The following is a 16,376-nucleotide window of genomic DNA, read 5'->3' on the forward strand; positions in this document are numbered from 1 at the left end:
ACGCGGAGCGCGAACCGATGGGCAATCCGGTCCTGCAGTTCGGCACCAGCCGCTTTCTCCAGGCGCACGTCGACCTGTTCGTGTCGGAAGCGCTGGCCGCCGGCCGCGCGCTCGGCGCGATTACCGTGGTGCAGACGACGTCGAGCGCGGAAAGCCGTGCGCGCATCGATGCGTTGCGCGCGAGCGGGCGCTACCCGGTGCGGATTCGCGGCCGGCGGCACGGCGAGACGATCGATCGCGAGGTCGAGTGCACGGCGATCACGGAAGCGTTGCATGCGGCGAACGACTGGGCGAGGTTGCGCGAGCACGTCGCAGGCGAGGTCCGGGTCATCGTGTCCAACACCGGCGACAGCGGCTATGCGCTGTTCGACGACGGGGCCGAGCTTCTGGCCGGCCACCGCGCGCCGCGCGGTTTCGCGGCGAAGCTCGCGGTGCTGCTGCACGAGCGCTTCCGCGCGGGCGGGGCGCCCGTCACGCTGCTGCCGTGCGAACTCGTCGCGCGCAATGGCGACACGCTGCGCGATCTCGTCATCGCCGTCGCGCGGGGCTGGCGCGCGGACGCGGCGTTCGTCGATTACCTGATCGGCGGCTGCGTGTGGGTCAACTCGCTCGTCGACCGGATCGTGTCGGAGCCGATTCACCCGGTCGGCGCGATCGCCGAACCGTATGCGTTGTGGGCGGTGCGGCGCACGGCGGGGATGACGCTGCCGTGCGAGCACCCGGACATCGTCGTGACCGACGATCTCGAACGTTACGAGCGCCTGAAGCTGCTGCTGCTCAATCTCGGGCACACGGTGCTCGCGGAGCAATGGCGCACGCGCGGCGGCGCGCCTGACATGACGGTGGGCGCAGCGATGGACGATCCCGCGTACCGCACGCCGCTCGAGGCGGTGTGGAGCGACGAGGTGATGCCGGTGTTCGATGCGCTCGGCGAGCGCGACGCGGCGCTGGCCTACCTCGATGAGGTGCGCGATCGTTTCCTGAACCCGTTCCTCGCGCACCGGCTGGCCGATATCGCGGGCAATCACGACGTGAAGAAGACACGGCGCCTGCGCCCGGTGGTCGACCTGGCGCGCGCGCTGAAGCTATCGGTCGCGCAGCCGTACCTGATCGCGGCGCTCGGGTAGGCGGGCGTGCGGCCCGGCGTCCAGCGAAGTGAAATCGAATGAAATGGAATGGAGACACGCAACGATGACGACACGCATTATCGATGAGCAGGTACGTGACATTCGCTTTCCGACGTCCAGGAGCATGGACGGCTCGGATGCAATGAACGGCAACTCCGACTATTCGGCGACCTACGTGACGCTCGTCACCGATGCCGACGACGGCCTTCGCGGGCACGGGCTGACGTTTACGATCGGCCGCGGCAACGAGCTGTGCGTCGAGGCGGCGCACGCGCTCGCGAAGCTGTTCGTGATCGGCCGGTCGCTCGACGAGATCACGGCCGATTTCGGCGCGTACTGGCACGAAATGGTCGCGGGCGACTGCCAGTTGCGCTGGGTCGGCCCGGAGAAGGGCGTGGTGCATCTCGCAACGGCGGCGCTGATCAACGCGATCTGGGATCTCTGGGCGAAAACGGCGCGCAAGCCGGTCTGGAAATTCCTGGTCGACATGCCGCCCGAGCAACTCGTGAACTGCATCGACTTCACGTACATCGACGACGTGCTGACGCGCGACGAGGCCGTCGCGATGCTGCGCCGGGCCGCACCGGGCAAGGCCCAGCGCGAGCGGGAGATGCGCGAGCACGGCTTCCCCGGATACACGACCGCGGCCGGCTGGCTGGGTTATTCCGAGGAGAAGATGCGCGCGCTCGCACGCGCCGCGGTGGCGGACGGATGGACCCACCTGAAGCAGAAGGTCGGCGCGGATCTCGAACAGGACGTGCGGCGTGCACGCATCCTGCGCGAAGAACTCGGCTGGGAGCGCAAGCTGATGATGGACGCGAACCAGAACTGGGGCGTCGACGAGGCGGTCGCGAACATGCGGGTGCTCGCGCGGTTCGATCCGTGGTGGATCGAGGAGCCCACCAGCCCGGACGACATTCTCGGTCATGCGGCGATCCGGCAGCGGATCGGGCCGATCGGTGTCGCGACCGGCGAGCATGCGCACAACCGCGTGATGTTCAAGCAGTTCTTCCAGGCCGGCGCGCTCGATTTCTGCCAACTCGATCCCGCGCGGCTCGGCGGGCTCAACGAAGTGCTCGCCGTCGTGCTGATGGCCGCGAAGTTCGGCGTGCCTGTGTGCCCGCACGGCGGCGGTGTCGGCCTGTGCCAGTACTCGCAGAACATCGTGATGTTCGACTACATCGCGGTGTCGGGCTCGCTGGAGCGGCGCGTGCTCGAATACGTCGACCATCTTCACGAGCATTTCGAGGCGCCGATCGTGATTCGCCGCGGGCGCTACATGCCACAGGAGGCGCCAGGTTACGGCGTCACGATGAAGCCGGCGTCGCTCGATGCATTCGCGTACCCGGACGGGCCCGAATGGCGAGCGTAATCGAACAGGCATCACGACAAGAACCAAACCGGAGACAACGATGAATCACGATCCGCAGCAATCGCAGCACCTTGCCACGGCGGTCAGGAAGGCCGCCATCCGGCTCCTGCCGTTCCTCACGCTGATGTACGCGCTGGCCTTCATCGATCGCGCGAACGTCGGCTTCGCGAAGCTCGCCTATCAGGCCGACACGGGCCTGAGCGATGCGGCATTCGCATTCGGCGCCGGCATTTTCTTCGTCGGTTATGCATTGTTCGAAGTGCCGAGCAACCTGATCATGAATCGCATCGGTGCGCGCGTGTGGATGAGCCGGATCATGGTGACGTGGGGGCTCGTCTCGGCGTCGATGATGTTCGCGCATACGCCGACGCAGTTCTATGCGATCCGCTTCCTGCTCGGCGCGGCGGAGGCCGGGTTCTTTCCCGGCATCATCCTGTACCTGACCTACTGGTTTCCCGCGAAGGGGCGCGCCCGCGCGCTCGGATTGTTCTATTTCGGCGTGCCCATCGCGATGCTGATCGGCAATCCGCTGTCGGGCTTCCTGCTGCAGATGCATGACATGTTCGGCCTGCGGAACTGGCAATGGATGTATCTGGTCGAGGGGCTGATGGCGACCGTGGTCGGCGTGATCGCGTTCTTCTACCTGACGAGCCGGCCGAAAGACGCGCGCTGGCTGACCGACGACGAGAAGCGCGCATTGTGCAACACGCTCGATGCGGAAGAGCGCGCGAAATCGCGGCACCTGTCCGCGACGGTGTTCGGCGTGCTGAAGGACCGTCGCGTGCTGACCTTCATTGCCGCGTACTTCTGCATCCAGATCGGTAATGCGCCGCTCGCGTTCTACCTGCCGTCGAAATTCGCCGCGACGATGGGCACCCAGATCGATGGAAAGATCGGATTGCTGCTGATGATTCCGTGGCTGTGCACGATTGCGGCGATGATCATCGCGACGCGCTTCGCGGACCGCCATGACAACCATTTGCAGGTCGCGACCGGCATGCTGACGGTCGGGATTCTCGCGTTCGCATCGATATCCGTGATCAACACGCCGGTGCTGGCGCTGCTCGCGTTCTGCATCGCGATCCCGGGGCTGGTCGCGTGCCAGCCGGTGTTCTGGTGCCTGCCGACGCGTTATCTCGGCGGGACGGGTGCCGCGAGCGGCATTGCGTTCATCGTGTCGATCGGCAATCTCGGCGGTTTCGTGTCGCCGCAGATCAAGGCGTTCGCGGATGCGGCGTCGCACGATTCGCGCACCGGCTTCGTGGTGGTGGCCGCGTTGTGTTTCGTCAGCGTGCTGCTGCTGCGCTCGCTGCGCGGCATGGGGCACGCGGGCGCGGAAAGCGCGCCGGGCGGCGCGCGGGCCGGCTCGCATCGATGAAGCGTTCGCCGGCGCGCCGCAAGGCGGCCTGCCGGCGCCGAACCACCCATCTTGAATCCAGGATCACTGTCATGTCCTTTCCCGTCACCGGGCCGGTCGCGATCCGGCTGCATCCGAACGACGACGTCGTGATCGCGACGCGCCAGCTCGTGTCCGGCGACCTGATCGCGTGCGAGGCGCTCGCCGTGTCCGGCCTGATTCCGCCAGGCCACAAGATCGCCACGCGCGACATCGCGAAGGGCGAGCCGGTCAGGCGCTACAACCAGATCATCGGCGTCGCGCGCGAGACGATCGCGCGCGGTCAGCATGTGCACGTGCACAACCTCGGCATGGCCGAGTTCGCGCGCGAGCACGCGTTCGGCGCCGCCGCGAGTCCGACGCGTCTCGACGACACGCCGGCGACCTTCATGGGCATCTGCCGCGACGACGGACGGATCGCGACGCGCAATTACATCGGCATACTGACGAGCGTCAATTGCTCCGCCACGGTGGCGCGTGCGATCGCCGATCATTTCAGACGAGAGGTGAACCCGCATGCGCTGGCCGACTATCCGGACATCGACGGCGTGATCGCGCTCACGCACGGTCTCGGCTGCGGGATCGATTCGCGGGGAGACGGAATCGCGATCCTGCGGCGCACGCTGGCGGGCTACGCCGCGCATCCGAATTTCCACTCGGTGCTGTTCATCGGCCTCGGTTGCGAGACCAACCAGATCGGCGACGTGCTGCGCGAAGGCGGGCATGCGGATGCCGCACGCCTGCGCCACTTCACGATCCAGGAGAGCGGCGGCACGCGCAGGACGATCGAGCGCGGCATCGCGATGGTCACGGACATGCTCGCGGACGCGAACCGCGCGGTGCGGATCGCGATGCCGGCGGCGCATCTCGTGGTGGGGCTGCAGTGCGGTGGCTCGGACGGCTACTCGGGCATCTCGGCGAATCCCGCGCTGGGGGCGGCCGTCGACCGCCTGGTACGGCAGGGCGGCACGGCGATCCTTTCCGAGACGCCCGAAATCTACGGCGCCGAGCATCTGCTCACCCGGCGTGCCGTCAGTCGCGACGTCGGCGAAAAGCTGCTCGCGCGCATCGCGTGGTGGGAGGACTATTGCGCACGCCACGGCGCTGCGCTGGACAACAATCCGTCGGCCGGCAACAAGGCGGGCGGGCTCACGACGATTCTCGAGAAATCGCTCGGCGCGATCGCGAAAGCCGGGACCACGAATCTCGTCGACGTATACGAATACGCGCAGCGTATCGATGCGCGCGGCCTCGTTTTCATGGATTCGCCCGGCTACGATCCGATGTCGGCGACGGGGCAGGTCGCGTCGGGCGCGAACCTGATCTGCTTCACGACGGGGCGGGGTTCGGCGTACGGCTGTGCGCCGGCGCCGTCGTTGAAACTTGCGACGAATACCGCGCTGTGGATGCGTCAGGAAGACGACATCGACATCAATTGCGGCGGCGTGATCGACGGCACGTCGAGTGTCGACCAGCTTGGCGCCACGATCTTCCAGCACATGCTCGACTGCGCGTCCGGCAATCGCTCGAAAAGCGAATTGCACGGCTACGGCCAGAACGAATTCGTGCCCTGGCAGGTTGGGGTGATCACCTAGCCGCGTGTTTGCCCGCTGCAGCCGGGGTTCCCTCTGCCTGTGCCGTGAGATCGAATTCAGGATTTGTCTAGTCATCCTGCCGATTGGATCGTCCGGTATGCACCAACTGCGTGCCTGAATTCCCCGCAACGAGGCACGTCGGAGCCCCTAAATTAGGGGATTTCCCGCGTTTTCACGGTTTTTTTTGATCGCTGCTTGTCTCGCTGTTTTTCTTCTTGCATGCTTGTATAGACAAATTCCTGAGGCGGCTTGCTGCACCGAAGGGATGACGCACTTCAACGCAAGGAGAACTCTCGTGAACGGCAAGCGCATCAAGTGGGCAATCAGGACGATCGGCGTCATCGCGGCAGCAGCGGCAACGCTCGCCGCACCGGTGCAGGCAAAGGAATGGAAGACGGTAACGGTCGCGCTCGAAGGCGGCTACGCACCGTGGAACCTCACGCTGCCGGGCGGCAAGCTGGGCGGTTTCGAACCGGAGCTGCTCGCCAACGTGTGCGAACGGATCAAGGTGCAGTGCAACATGGTCGCGCAGGACTGGGACGGGATGATTCCCGGCTTGCAGGCCGGCAAGTTCGACATCCTGATGGATGCGATTTCGATCACGCCGGAGCGCGAAAAGATCCTGCTGTTCTCGCGTCCGTATGCGGCGACGCCCGCGACGTTCGCCGTCACCGATACCAAGATCCTGCCGAAGGCCGCGCCGGGCGCGCCGATGGTCAAGCTGACGGGTGACGCGAACGCCGACAAGCCCACCGTCGACGCGCTGCGCAAGCAGCTGAAGGGCAAGACGATCGGTATCCAGTCGGGCACCGTCTATACGAAGTTCATCAACGACAGCTTCAAGGACATCGCGTCGATTCGCGTGTACAAGACCTCGCCCGAGCGCGATCTCGACCTCGTCGCCGGGCGCATCGATGCGTCGTTCGACGACGTCACGTATTACGCGGCGAACAACACGAAGAAGGACAACGCGTCGATCGTGCTCGCGGGGCCGAAGCTCGGCGGGCCGATCTGGGGGCCGGGCGAAGGCCTCGCGTTCCGCAAGCAGGATGCCGATCTGAAGACGAAGTTCGACACGGCGATCGGCGCGGCGCTCGCGGACGGCACGGTGAAGAAGCTGGCCGACAAGTGGTTCAAGACCGACGTCACGCCGTAAGCGTGCATTCGGCGGCCGCCGCGTAAGCGATTCGTACGACGCGCGGCGGCACGCATCCCGCAGATTCACTCAACGCTTGCCGGGAGGCACGCATGGCGATTCTTGAAATGCTCGGCTTCGGAACCGAAGGATGGGGCGGTGTGCTGCTGCTCGCGGCGCTGATGACGGTCGCGCTGACGCTCGCCGCGCTCGCGGTGGGCGCCGTGATCGGCGCGGCGATCGCGGCGGCGAAGCTGTCGCGCCACCGCAGCGCCCGCCTGCTCGGCGACCTGTACACGACGGTGTTTCGCGGCGTGCCGGAACTGCTCGTCATCTATCTGTTCTACTTCGGCGGCTCGACGCTCGTCACGGCCGTCGGCCAGTGGTTCGGCGCGGAAGGCTTCATCGGCGTGCCGCCGTTCGTGATCGGCGCGCTCGCGGTCGGGATGATCTCGGGCGCCTATCAGGCCGAGGTGTATCGCGCGGCGGTGCTGGCGGTGTCGAAGGGCGAGCTCGAGGCGGCGCGCGCGATCGGCATGCCGGGCAGCATGGTGCTGCGCCGCATCCTGATTCCGCAGGTGCTGCGCTTCGCGCTGCCCGGCATCGGCAACGTGTGGCAACTGAGCCTCAAGGATTCGGCGCTGATCTCCGTCACCGGCCTCGCCGAGCTGCTGCGCACGAGCCAGATCGCCGCCAATTCGACTCACCAGTACTTCGTGTTCTTCGTTGCGGGCGGGGCGCTGTATCTGCTGATGACGGGCCTGTCGAACCGCGTGTTCAACCGGGCGGAAGCGATCGTCGGCCGGTCGTTCCGCCGCAATTTCGCGCGCAACTGACGGAGAACGTGCATGTCCATCGATTTCGACTTTCTCTTCGATACGCTGCGCCAGCTGCTCGCGGCCGTGCCGACCACGCTCGGCCTGTTCTTCGCGTCGCTCGTGCTCGGCGGCCTGCTGTCGCTCGTGATCGTCACGATGCGCGTGTCGCCGCACTGGCTGCCGAACCGCTTCGCGCGCGGCTACATCCTCGTGTTTCGCGGCTCGCCGCTGCTGATCCAGATGTTCCTCGTGTATTACGGGCTCGGCCAGTTCGGCGTGATCCGCGAAAGCTTCATGTGGCCGCTGCTGCGCGAGCCGTACGTGTGCGCGGTGCTGTCGCTCGCGCTGTGTACGGCAGGCTACACGGCCGAAATCCTGCGTGGCGGATTGATGGCCGTGCCGGTCGGGCAGATCGAGGCCGGTTATTCGATCGGGCTGTCGGGCTTCGCGCTGCTGCGGCGCGTGATTGGCCCGATCGCGCTGCGTCAGTGCCTGCCCGCGTACTCGACCGAAGCCGTGCTGCTCGTCAAGTCGACCGCGCTGGCCAGCCTCGTCACGGTGTGGGAAGTGACGGGCGTCGCGCAGCAGATCATTCAGCAGACCTATCGGACGACCGAGGTCTTCGTCTGCGCCGCCGTCATCTATCTGGCCCTGAACTTCATCGTCGTGCGCCTGCTCGGCGCGCTCGAATGGCGGCTCTCCGGGCACCTGCGCGCGCCCAAGCCGTCCGGCGCGTCGGTCGCGGCGACGCGCAATCCCCGGCGCGTCGCATCCTGAGCGTCCCCATCCTTTCCAGGAGAATCCGATGAACACCGCTGCTCCCGTTGCGCTGTCGGTCAAGAACATCCACAAGTCGTTCGGCGATCATCATGTGCTGAAAGGCATTTCGCTCGACGCGCACGAGGGTGACGTCATCTCGATCCTCGGCGCGAGCGGGTCGGGCAAGAGCACGTTCCTGCGCTGCCTGAACCTGCTCGAGACGCCTGACGACGGCTCCGTCGCGCTCGCCGGGGAAACGCTCGCGATGAAGCGCGCGCGCGACGGTAAGCTGCATCCGAGCGACCGGCGTCAGGTCGATCGGATCCGCTCCCAGCTCGGCATGGTCTTCCAGAACTTCAACCTGTGGTCGCACATGACGGTGCTCGACAACCTCGTCGAGGGGCCGCTGCGCGTGCAGAAGCGCAGCCGCGCGGAAGCGGTCGAGGAAGCCGAGGCGCTGCTGGCGCGCGTCGGTCTCGCCGACAAGCGCGGCTACTATCCGGCGCACCTGTCGGGCGGTCAGCAGCAGCGCGTCGCGATCGCTCGCGCGCTCGCGATGCATCCGAAGGTGATGCTGTTCGACGAACCGACGTCCGCGCTCGATCCGGAGCTGGTCGGCGAAGTGCTGCGCGTGATGCGTTCGCTCGCGGAGGAGGGGCGCACCATGCTGGTCGTCACCCATGAAATGGGCTTCGCACGGCACGTATCGAATCGCGTGATGTTCCTGCATCAGGGCGAAGTCGACTCCGACGGCGCGCCCGACGACCTGTTCGGCGGTCAGTGCTCCGAACGCTTCCGGCAGTTCGTGTCGAGCCACCACGACCGCACATCGAACTGAGGCTGCCATGACCGTATTCCGTGCGGCACGGCCGCTCGACTGGCGACAGGTCGCGGCAGTGGCGGCAGGCGAACCGCTTGCGCTGACCGACGACGCACGCGCGCGTGTCGTCGCCGCGCGCGAACTCGTCGACGAGATCGTCGCGCGCGGGATTCGCGCATACGGCGTCAACACCGGCGTGGGCGCGCTGTGCGACGTGATCGTGTCGCCGGCGCAGCAGAGCACGCTGTCGCGCAACATCCTGATGAGCCATGCGGTCGGCGTCGGCATGCCGCTCGGCGCGGCCGAAACGCGCGCGATCATCGCGGCCGCGATCAACAACTTCGCGCACGGGCATTCGGGCGTGCATGCCGATGTCGTCGAACAGCTCGTCGCGCTGCTCGAGCACGATTGCCTGCCGGAGGTGCCGGCGCACGGCTCGGTCGGTTATCTGACCCACATGGCGCACGTCGCGCTCGTCTGCATCGGGCACGGCCATGCACGCCATCGCGGCGAGCGCATTCGTGGCGACGAGGCGCTGCGGCGCGTCGGCCGCAAACCACTCGTGCTCGGCGCGAAGGAGGGGCTGAGCCTGGTCAACGGCACGCCGTGCGTGACGGGGCTCGCCGCGCTCGCGCTCGCCCGTGCGGAGCGGCTGTTCGACTGGGCAGATTGGATCGCGGCGACGAGTTTCGAGAATCTCGGCGGACAGCTCGCGGCGTTCGATCCGGCCTCGCTCGCGCTGCGGATTTCGCCCGGCATCGGGCACGTCGGCGCGCGCTTGCGGACGATGCTGGCCGACAGCCCGATGCTTGCGGCGGCGAGCGGCCGGCATACGCAGGATCCGCTCAGCCTGCGCACGATTCCGCACGTGCATGGCGCGGCCCGCGACGTGTTCGCGGTAACGGCGGACGTCGTCGATCGCGAGCTCGCGTCCGTCACCGACAATCCGATCGTTGCCGGTACGCGCGACGCGCCGGCCGTTCATTCGCAGGCGCATGCCGTCGGCGCGGGCATCGCACTGGCGATGGACAGCCTCGCGGCCGCGATGGCGCAAGTGGCGGCGATCGCCGAGCGGCGGCTGGACCGTCTCGTCAATCCGCTCGTGAGCGGGCTGCCGGCGTTTCTCGCGGCGCCGGGCGGCACGTGTTCGGGGTTCATGATCGCGCAGTACACGGCGGTCGCGCTGGTCGCGCAGAACCAGCGACTCGCGGCGCCCGCGAGCCTCGACGGCGGCATTACGTCCGGGCTGCAGGAAGACCACCTGTGCCATGCGACGCCGGCCGCGCTGAAGGCGCTCGACATCATCGAGAATGCGACGCGCGTGCTCGCGATCGAGCTGCTTGCCGCCGCGCAGGCATACGACCTGCAGGCCAACGGAGCGGCGCCCGCCCCGTCGACCGATGCGCTCTGGCGATACGTGCGCGAACGCGTGCCGGCCTACCACGACGACCGACCGCTGGCGGACGACATCGCGATCGCGGCCGGTATCGTCGCGGGCGAACCGCCGTCGCTGCGGTAGCGTCGGGCGGCGACTGGCGGATCATCCATCATTCATTCGGTCGAGGGCGCATGAACGAAACGGAACGACAATCTTCCGCACGACCGGCGAGGGCATTGGGCGATGCCGTGCCGGCGCGCGCCTTGCCGGCCTATCAACAGATCAAGCGCTACGTCGTCGAGCGGATCGCGAAGGGCGACTGGAAACCCGGCGGCGCGATCCCGACCGAGGCCGAACTCGTCAAGGAATTCGGCGTGGCCCGGATGACGGTGTCGCGCGCGCTGCGGGAACTGACGGCCGAACGCGTGCTGACCCGCATCCAGGGTGCCGGCACGTTCGTCGAGCGCCGGCATTACGAATCGACGGTGCTCGAAATCCGCAACATCGCGGACGAGATTGCCGAACGCGGTCATCGGCACAGCGCGCGCGTGCTGCTGATCGAGCGCAGCGTCGACCCGGACGCGATCGAGGCGCTCGGGCTGCGGTCCGGGCCCGTGTTTCATTCACGCATCGTGCATTTCGAGGAAGACGAGCCGATTCAGTTCGAGGATCGCTACGTCAATCCGGCCTTGTTTCCCGCCTATCTGGAGCAGGATTTCACGCTCGAGACGCCGAATCACTACATGGTGCGACTGGCGCCGATCCAGCACGCGGAGTTCCGGATCTATGCGGAGAAACCCAATGCGCAGGTGCGCCGGCATCTCGTGATGGAAATCGGCGAGCCGTGTCTTGTGCTGAGGCGCCGCACGTGGGTCGGCGAGCACGTCGCCACGTCGGTCAGGCTGTGGCATCCGGCGTCGCGGTTTCATCTGGCGGGGAAGATGTAGGGGCTGTCCCGCACGTGTCCGCAAGGCGGGCATGAGACCGGCGCGACCGGCTCCCGAATGCTGCAACGCATAGGCGATCGGTTCCTCGGTGAACCTGCGCTTCTTCACGGCATGACCTCTTGGCCTCGACGACAACGTCATGCCGGGTTTTTCCACCGCAGTTTACGCAAAATCCGCGCATCCTCTTGGTCTGATGCGGCCGGTCACATGATCGTCGGGATCGATCGGTCGTGTGACGATATCGAGGTATGGCTTGGTCGGCCACGCGCCTCATCTCATCCCCCGCCAATTGCAACGCACCGACCGTAAGTCGGCTTCCTCTTTTGGGCATACGCATGCCCACTGAACCATTATCGAGAGCGTTGGCGCGCCTCGCCGTATACGGATTTAAGAATTTCCGCGACCGCGTCGCTAGATGGCGGGAGGGCGTCGGAGCCGGCATGCCATCGCGCACGTGCTCCGCGACGCCGCGGCATCGATGCGAACGCAGTCGACCCGTTGTCTGATCGCAGTCCGCGCGGCTGCCGCCAGGTGCCGACCTTATTGAATTGCCCGAGGGGGGAGATCGTGAGTCGCAAAACCGTTGCGGGACGCATGGCGCGCGTTCCGTCGCTGACATCGAAATTGCTGGCGGCGCCAGCCTTGCATGGTCCGCCGCCGTTCGTGAGTGTCGTCTGTCCGACTTGGCAGCGCCGCGCGTTTCTACCGTTTCTCGTCTATATGTTCCAGTATCAGGATTATCCGGCGGAACGCCGCGAACTGGTGATCCTCGACGATTCGCCATGCAGCAGCGCGGACCTGATCGAGCAGTTGGCCGCGGCTGATCCGGCAGGCGCGCGTGTCCGCTATTACCACAGCGCGGAGCGCATGACGATCGGTCGAAAACGGAACCGGCTGAATCAGCTCGCACAAGGCGACTATATCGTCTGCATGGATGACGACGATTACTATCCGCCGGACAAGATCTCGCACACCATTCGTGCGATGCGCGGCGCGCAGGCGACATTTTCCGGCTGCGACCGGATTTACATCTGGTATAGCCATATCGATCGCATCTACCAGACCTTCGCGTTCGGCCCGCAGCATGCGCTGAACGGTTCGTTCGCGTATCACCGAAACTATCTCAGGTATCACCGATACGATGACGCGGCGGCGCTTGCCGAAGAACGGAGCTTTCTTGGCGGCTTCACGGAGCCGGTTCTGCAGATCGATCCGAAACGCGCGCTGTTGTGCATTTCCCACAGTGAGAACACGTTCGACAAGGACTTCATCCTCGCAAGCTGCACGCGTTCCACGCTGACAATCGAAGATTTCGTCACGGACCCGCGCCTGCTCGCGCACTACCGCCGTCTCAGCCATGCACCGGTCAACGCGCGCGTTGATTGGCGCCGCTTCGAGCGCGTCGTGATTCACGCCGGCGACGATGCCCGCCGGCGCGCGGCGTTCCGGTCGACGCTGCTCGAGCTGGGCGTCGATGCCGCGCAACTGGTCGAGCACCGCGCGGCGACGCCGGACGGCCGCGATACGGCAGGACACCTTGCGATCGCGAAGCGCGCGCGCGAACAAGGCTGGCGCAACTATCTGCTGCTCGACGACCGGATCGAATTCGTCCGTCAGGAGAAGGCGGTGGCCAACGCGAACCGCTTCCTGAGCGCACTGGCCAGTATCGACTGGGAGGTCGCGCTGCTCGGCGCGGACGTCGCGAGCGGCGTGCCGCTTCACGCGCTGCCGGGCGCGCAGAAGATCCATCTCGCGAAAGAAGCGGTCGCGTACGCGGTCAACCGACCGTATTACGACGTGTTCGCGACGCATCTCGAACACATGCTCACCGAGCCGGGCGACGACGGCGCATCCGGCGCGCGCATCGACCACGCATGGCTGCCCCTGATGGCGAATGCGCGATGGCTCGGGCTGTATCCGAGTTTCGCGTATCTGTCACAACGCGATGGCGGCCCTGATCTGACCGCCGGATTCTTCCGGAAAATGACGGACGCGTACCACGGCGGCGCGCCGGACCGACCCGTTCCGACGAGTCAACGAACCCACACACCATGAACGAGATCGCCAGCTACATTCCTCAATTCCTCGTGCGCGGGCACGCCCGCATCGATGCCTGCCAGTGCGCGTACTGTCGAGACGCGACGCCTTGTGTCGCGCGCGCGTGGACCAACCATGTCCGTCACAGCGCGGTGCTGCAATGCGACAGCGTCGCGCACGAAGCGCTGTTTGCGCGCGATGCGTTCGAGCTGCATGAACGCATGTCCGAGGCAGGGAAAGCCGATGCGCTCAGCGTCTGGCGGAGCAGCGTCAACCAGGCGTGCATTTACCTCCTCATCGCGCCCGGGCTGACGATCCGGGAGCGCATGCATGCGATCGGCGTGCTGCTGAGCCGCCTCGCCCGACCCGACGTGAACGACGACGACGTGGCGCTGCCGATCGACGTGGCCGGGGAACTGATCGACTTCGCTGCGCAAGACGTGCTGCACGCGCAGTTCCGCCGGTTGCGGGTCCCGGACCTGTACCGGCGGTCGTATCTGCGCCGTCTCGTCAAGGCGTCGATACATCTCGATGTCGGCGCACATGCGGAGCGCACGCTCAATCTGAAGCGTGCCGAGCTGCAGGTACTGTCGGACGGATTTCTGTCCGATGCGTTGCGCGGCCTCGAGCAGTCAAGCGCGGTCGATGCGTTTTTCGAGAAGCACGATCACGTGTGGCCGAACTATTTCCTCTACCGGTGCTACGACGAAGTCTTTCCGGCAGTCGAGCGCAGCGCGTATCCGCAGGCGTTCCTCGATGTGTGTCTCGACTACTTCTGCCTGCGGAACTACTGCGCGTTGCTGGCTGCCAGCGACATCGCGCTCGACGAGCGCGTCGTGTCTCGCCTGTTCGCCGCCTGGCATCGCGGCGGCAAGGCGAGCCTCGCGCGGGACGATCACGCGGACCCGTTGGTGGTGGGCTTCTCGTTGATTGGCGGCGAAGACGATTAAGGCAACAGGCCGCATCCCGCTTCCGGATGAAAATATCGATTCGCACTGTTTAAGGTTTGCCGTGGAACCGACGCCTATAGATGGCGAGGGCGTCGCAAGGCGCCCCGATCCCTGAAAGTCACTTGATAAAGGAATCCGAATGATCAGTCTGCACACCAACCTCGCATCGATGCGCATCCAGGGCGCGCTCGGCAACACGCAACAGAGCCTCACGACGTCGATGACGCGTCTTGGCACGGGTTACCGCATCAACTCCGCGGCTGACGACGCCGCCGGGCTGCAGATCGCGACTCGCCTGCTGTCGCAAAGCCGCGGCATGACGGTTGCGTCCCAGAACACCGAAAACGCAAAGTCGATGCTGCAAACCGCCGAAGGCGCTTTCGGCGAGATCGAGAGCATCCTGCACCGGATGAAGGACCTCACGACGCAGGCAGCGGATTCCGGTTACGCGCAAGCGGATCGGGACGCCCTGCAAAAGGAGTTCGACGCGCTGGGCACCGAGCTCGTGAACATCATGAGCAACACGTCGTACGGCGGCGAAAAGCTGATGGCGACGTCGGGCGCGTCCGGCGCCGCCGCCGGCAAGCTGACGGAAGTGAACAATTTCCAGATCGGCAACACGTCCGGCGAGGTGATGAAGTTCGACGTGTCGAATGCGCTCAAGGCAGTCGATACGGCGCTCAAGGCCGCGTCGCAGGTGTACAAGGGCACGGGCGGCGCCAGCGGTGCCAGCGGCGCAAGCGGTGCATCGAGCGCCGCCACCGACATCTCGACCGTCAAGGGCGCCAACGCGCTGCTCGATCAGTTGACGACCGCGCTCGATGCAGTCGGCAACATTCGCGGCGAGATCGGTGCGGGCCAGAACCGCTTGACCCACATCGGGGCCAACCTGTCGAACATGACCAACAACACGCAGGACGCGGAAGGCCGTATCCGTGACGTGGACTACGCGGCCGAGACCGCGAACATGACCAAGCTGAACATCCTGCAGCAAGCCGGCGGCTCGATGCTGAAGCAGTCGGCGCAGATGAGCCAGCTGGTTCTGTCGCTCCTGCAGTAACCCGAGGAGCGTCGCGTCGCCTTCCGGCGGCGCGGCGGCCGGCGTCGGGTCGTGTCATGACGCCGGCCGCCCCGCCTTGTATCGCGGCGCATTCTCCTGAAAGACGGGAAACACTCTATGCAATTGGCAATTGGGATACTCCTGGTCCTGGGCGGCGTGTTCGGCGGCTTCGTGCTGCATGGCGGCGCGCTGAGCAGCATCTGGCAGCCGACCGAAATCCTGATCATCGTCGGCGCGGCCGCCGGCGCGCTCGTCATGGGCAATCCACGCAGCGTGCTGTTCGAAATGATCGTCCAGATCAGGCACGTGATCGCCCGAAAGGGCAATGGCATCGAGTTCCAGCGCGAACTGCTGCTGATGCTTTACGAACTGCTCGAAACCGTTCGGGACGGTGGGCTCAAGGCGCTCGACCAGCACGTCGAGGAGCCCAGGGAAAGCGACATGTTTCGCAAATATCCGATGATTCTCGCGCAGCCGCACCTGATTGCATTCGTCGTCGACAACTTTCGTCTGATGGCGATGGGGCGCATCACGCAGCACGAGCTCGAAGGCATGCTGGATCAGGAGTTGCAGGCGATCGAGGACGAACTGATGCAGCCGTCGCGGTCGTTGTCGAAGGTCGCGGAGGCGATGCCCGGATTCGGCATTCTCGCCGCCGTGCTCGGGATCGTGACGACGATGGCGAACATCAGCGGCGACGTGTCCGCGATCGGCATACAGGTTGCCGCGGCGATGGTCGGCACATTCTTCGGCATCCTGATGTGCTATGGCGTTCTTGAACCGCTTTCGAGCGCGATGGGACACCGCGTGAAAAGCGCCATGTCGGCATTCGAATGCGTGAAGGTCGTGCTCTGCGCGCAAGTGGCCGCCAAACCGACGCTGCTTGCGGTCGATGCGGGCCGCAAGGTGATTCAGCTCGACGTGAAGCCGAGCTTCGCGCGGCTCGAGACATGGATTGCCGAGACCGGGCGATAGCGGAGCG

General features: G+C 65.8%; 14 protein-coding genes. All 14 read left to right on the forward strand.

The genetic code is table 11. The features are described 5' to 3' along the window. The first annotated feature begins 17 nt into the window (after positions 1 to 17). A complete protein-coding gene (locus tag WS46_RS28045) occupies positions 18 to 1,127 on the forward strand; it encodes a D-mannonate oxidoreductase (protein ID WP_059692476.1) in 1,110 nt (369 codons plus the stop codon). A gap of 64 nt (positions 1,128 to 1,191) precedes the next feature. After that, entirely contained in the window at positions 1,192 to 2,499 is a 1,308-nt protein-coding gene (locus tag WS46_RS28050; RefSeq protein WP_059692420.1) for an enolase C-terminal domain-like protein, read from the forward strand. Positions 2,500 to 2,539: 40 nt separating this feature from the next. Further along, entirely contained in the window at positions 2,540 to 3,877 is a 1,338-nt protein-coding gene (locus WS46_RS28055; RefSeq protein WP_059692421.1) for an MFS transporter, read from the forward strand. A 71-nt stretch (positions 3,878 to 3,948) separates the two neighbouring features. Beyond that, positions 3,949 to 5,490 carry a UxaA family hydrolase gene (locus WS46_RS28060; RefSeq protein WP_059692422.1) on the forward strand — a complete coding sequence of 514 codons (1,542 nt, stop codon included), beginning with the start codon at positions 3,949 to 3,951 and terminating at the stop codon, positions 5,488 to 5,490. A 295-nt stretch (positions 5,491 to 5,785) separates the two neighbouring features. Further along, positions 5,786 to 6,646 (forward strand): transporter substrate-binding domain-containing protein, encoded by an 861-nt coding sequence (locus WS46_RS28065; RefSeq protein WP_059525785.1) that lies wholly within the window; start codon positions 5,786 to 5,788, stop codon positions 6,644 to 6,646. A 92-nt stretch (positions 6,647 to 6,738) separates the two neighbouring features. Next, on the forward strand, positions 6,739 to 7,461 hold the full coding sequence (locus tag WS46_RS28070) for an ABC transporter permease (RefSeq protein ID WP_059525787.1): 723 nt from the start codon (positions 6,739 to 6,741) through the stop codon (positions 7,459 to 7,461). Between the two features lie 12 nt (positions 7,462 to 7,473). Continuing rightward, the gene (locus WS46_RS28075) at positions 7,474 to 8,220 is read left to right on the forward strand and encodes an ABC transporter permease (RefSeq protein WP_059525789.1); all 747 of its coding nucleotides are present in this window, start codon (positions 7,474 to 7,476) and stop codon (positions 8,218 to 8,220) included. A gap of 28 nt (positions 8,221 to 8,248) precedes the next feature. Further along, positions 8,249 to 9,040, forward strand: a complete 792-nt coding sequence (locus WS46_RS28080; RefSeq protein ID WP_059525791.1) for an ABC transporter ATP-binding protein — start codon at positions 8,249 to 8,251, stop codon at positions 9,038 to 9,040. A gap of 7 nt (positions 9,041 to 9,047) precedes the next feature. After that, entirely contained in the window at positions 9,048 to 10,541 is a 1,494-nt protein-coding gene (hutH, locus tag WS46_RS28085; RefSeq protein WP_059692423.1) for a histidine ammonia-lyase, read from the forward strand. 50 nt (positions 10,542 to 10,591) lie between these two features. Further along, complete coding sequence (gene hutC / locus WS46_RS28090; RefSeq protein WP_059692424.1) at positions 10,592 to 11,347, forward strand: histidine utilization repressor; 756 nt, start codon at positions 10,592 to 10,594, stop codon at positions 11,345 to 11,347. A gap of 663 nt (positions 11,348 to 12,010) precedes the next feature. Continuing rightward, a complete protein-coding gene (locus WS46_RS28095; RefSeq protein WP_257130059.1) occupies positions 12,011 to 13,402 on the forward strand; it encodes a glycosyltransferase in 1,392 nt (463 codons plus the stop codon). Continuing rightward, positions 13,399 to 14,334: a hypothetical protein gene (locus tag WS46_RS28100; RefSeq protein WP_059692425.1), complete on the forward strand. Its 936-nt coding sequence runs from the start codon at positions 13,399 to 13,401 to the stop codon at positions 14,332 to 14,334. The genes WS46_RS28095 and WS46_RS28100 overlap by 4 nt, the downstream gene beginning before the upstream one ends. Positions 14,335 to 14,473: 139 nt before the next feature. Then, positions 14,474 to 15,394: a flagellin gene (locus WS46_RS28105; protein WP_059525800.1), complete on the forward strand. Its 921-nt coding sequence runs from the start codon at positions 14,474 to 14,476 to the stop codon at positions 15,392 to 15,394. Between the two features lie 117 nt (positions 15,395 to 15,511). After that, complete coding sequence (gene motA, locus WS46_RS28110) at positions 15,512 to 16,369, forward strand: flagellar motor stator protein MotA (protein ID WP_059525802.1); 858 nt, start codon at positions 15,512 to 15,514, stop codon at positions 16,367 to 16,369. Positions 16,370 to 16,376: the final 7 nt, after the last annotated feature.

The sequence above is a fragment of the Burkholderia sp. RF4-BP95 genome (assembly GCF_001521985.1).
In the GTDB taxonomy this organism is placed as follows: Bacteria; Pseudomonadota; Gammaproteobacteria; order Burkholderiales; family Burkholderiaceae; genus Burkholderia; species Burkholderia diffusa.

Excerpts from the sequence above, each read along its gene's own strand:
- WS46_RS28045 (WP_059692476.1), top strand. The coding sequence starts at position 18 with ATGGGCAATCCGGTCCTGCAGTTCGGCACCAGCCGCTTTCTCCAGGCG.
- WS46_RS28050 (WP_059692420.1), top strand. The coding sequence starts at position 1,192 with ATGACGACACGCATTATCGATGAGCAGGTACGTGACATTCGCTTTCCG.
- WS46_RS28055 (WP_059692421.1), top strand. The coding sequence starts at position 2,540 with ATGAATCACGATCCGCAGCAATCGCAGCACCTTGCCACGGCGGTCAGG.
- WS46_RS28060 (WP_059692422.1), top strand. The coding sequence starts at position 3,949 with ATGTCCTTTCCCGTCACCGGGCCGGTCGCGATCCGGCTGCATCCGAAC.
- WS46_RS28070 (WP_059525787.1), top strand. The coding sequence starts at position 6,739 with ATGGCGATTCTTGAAATGCTCGGCTTCGGAACCGAAGGATGGGGCGGT.
- WS46_RS28075 (WP_059525789.1), top strand. The coding sequence starts at position 7,474 with ATGTCCATCGATTTCGACTTTCTCTTCGATACGCTGCGCCAGCTGCTC.
- WS46_RS28080 (WP_059525791.1), top strand. The coding sequence starts at position 8,249 with ATGAACACCGCTGCTCCCGTTGCGCTGTCGGTCAAGAACATCCACAAG.
- hutH (WP_059692423.1), top strand. The coding sequence starts at position 9,048 with ATGACCGTATTCCGTGCGGCACGGCCGCTCGACTGGCGACAGGTCGCG.
- hutC (WP_059692424.1), top strand. The coding sequence starts at position 10,592 with ATGAACGAAACGGAACGACAATCTTCCGCACGACCGGCGAGGGCATTG.
- WS46_RS28100 (WP_059692425.1), top strand. The coding sequence starts at position 13,399 with ATGAACGAGATCGCCAGCTACATTCCTCAATTCCTCGTGCGCGGGCAC.
- WS46_RS28105 (WP_059525800.1), top strand. The coding sequence starts at position 14,474 with ATGATCAGTCTGCACACCAACCTCGCATCGATGCGCATCCAGGGCGCG.
- motA (WP_059525802.1), top strand. The coding sequence starts at position 15,512 with ATGCAATTGGCAATTGGGATACTCCTGGTCCTGGGCGGCGTGTTCGGC.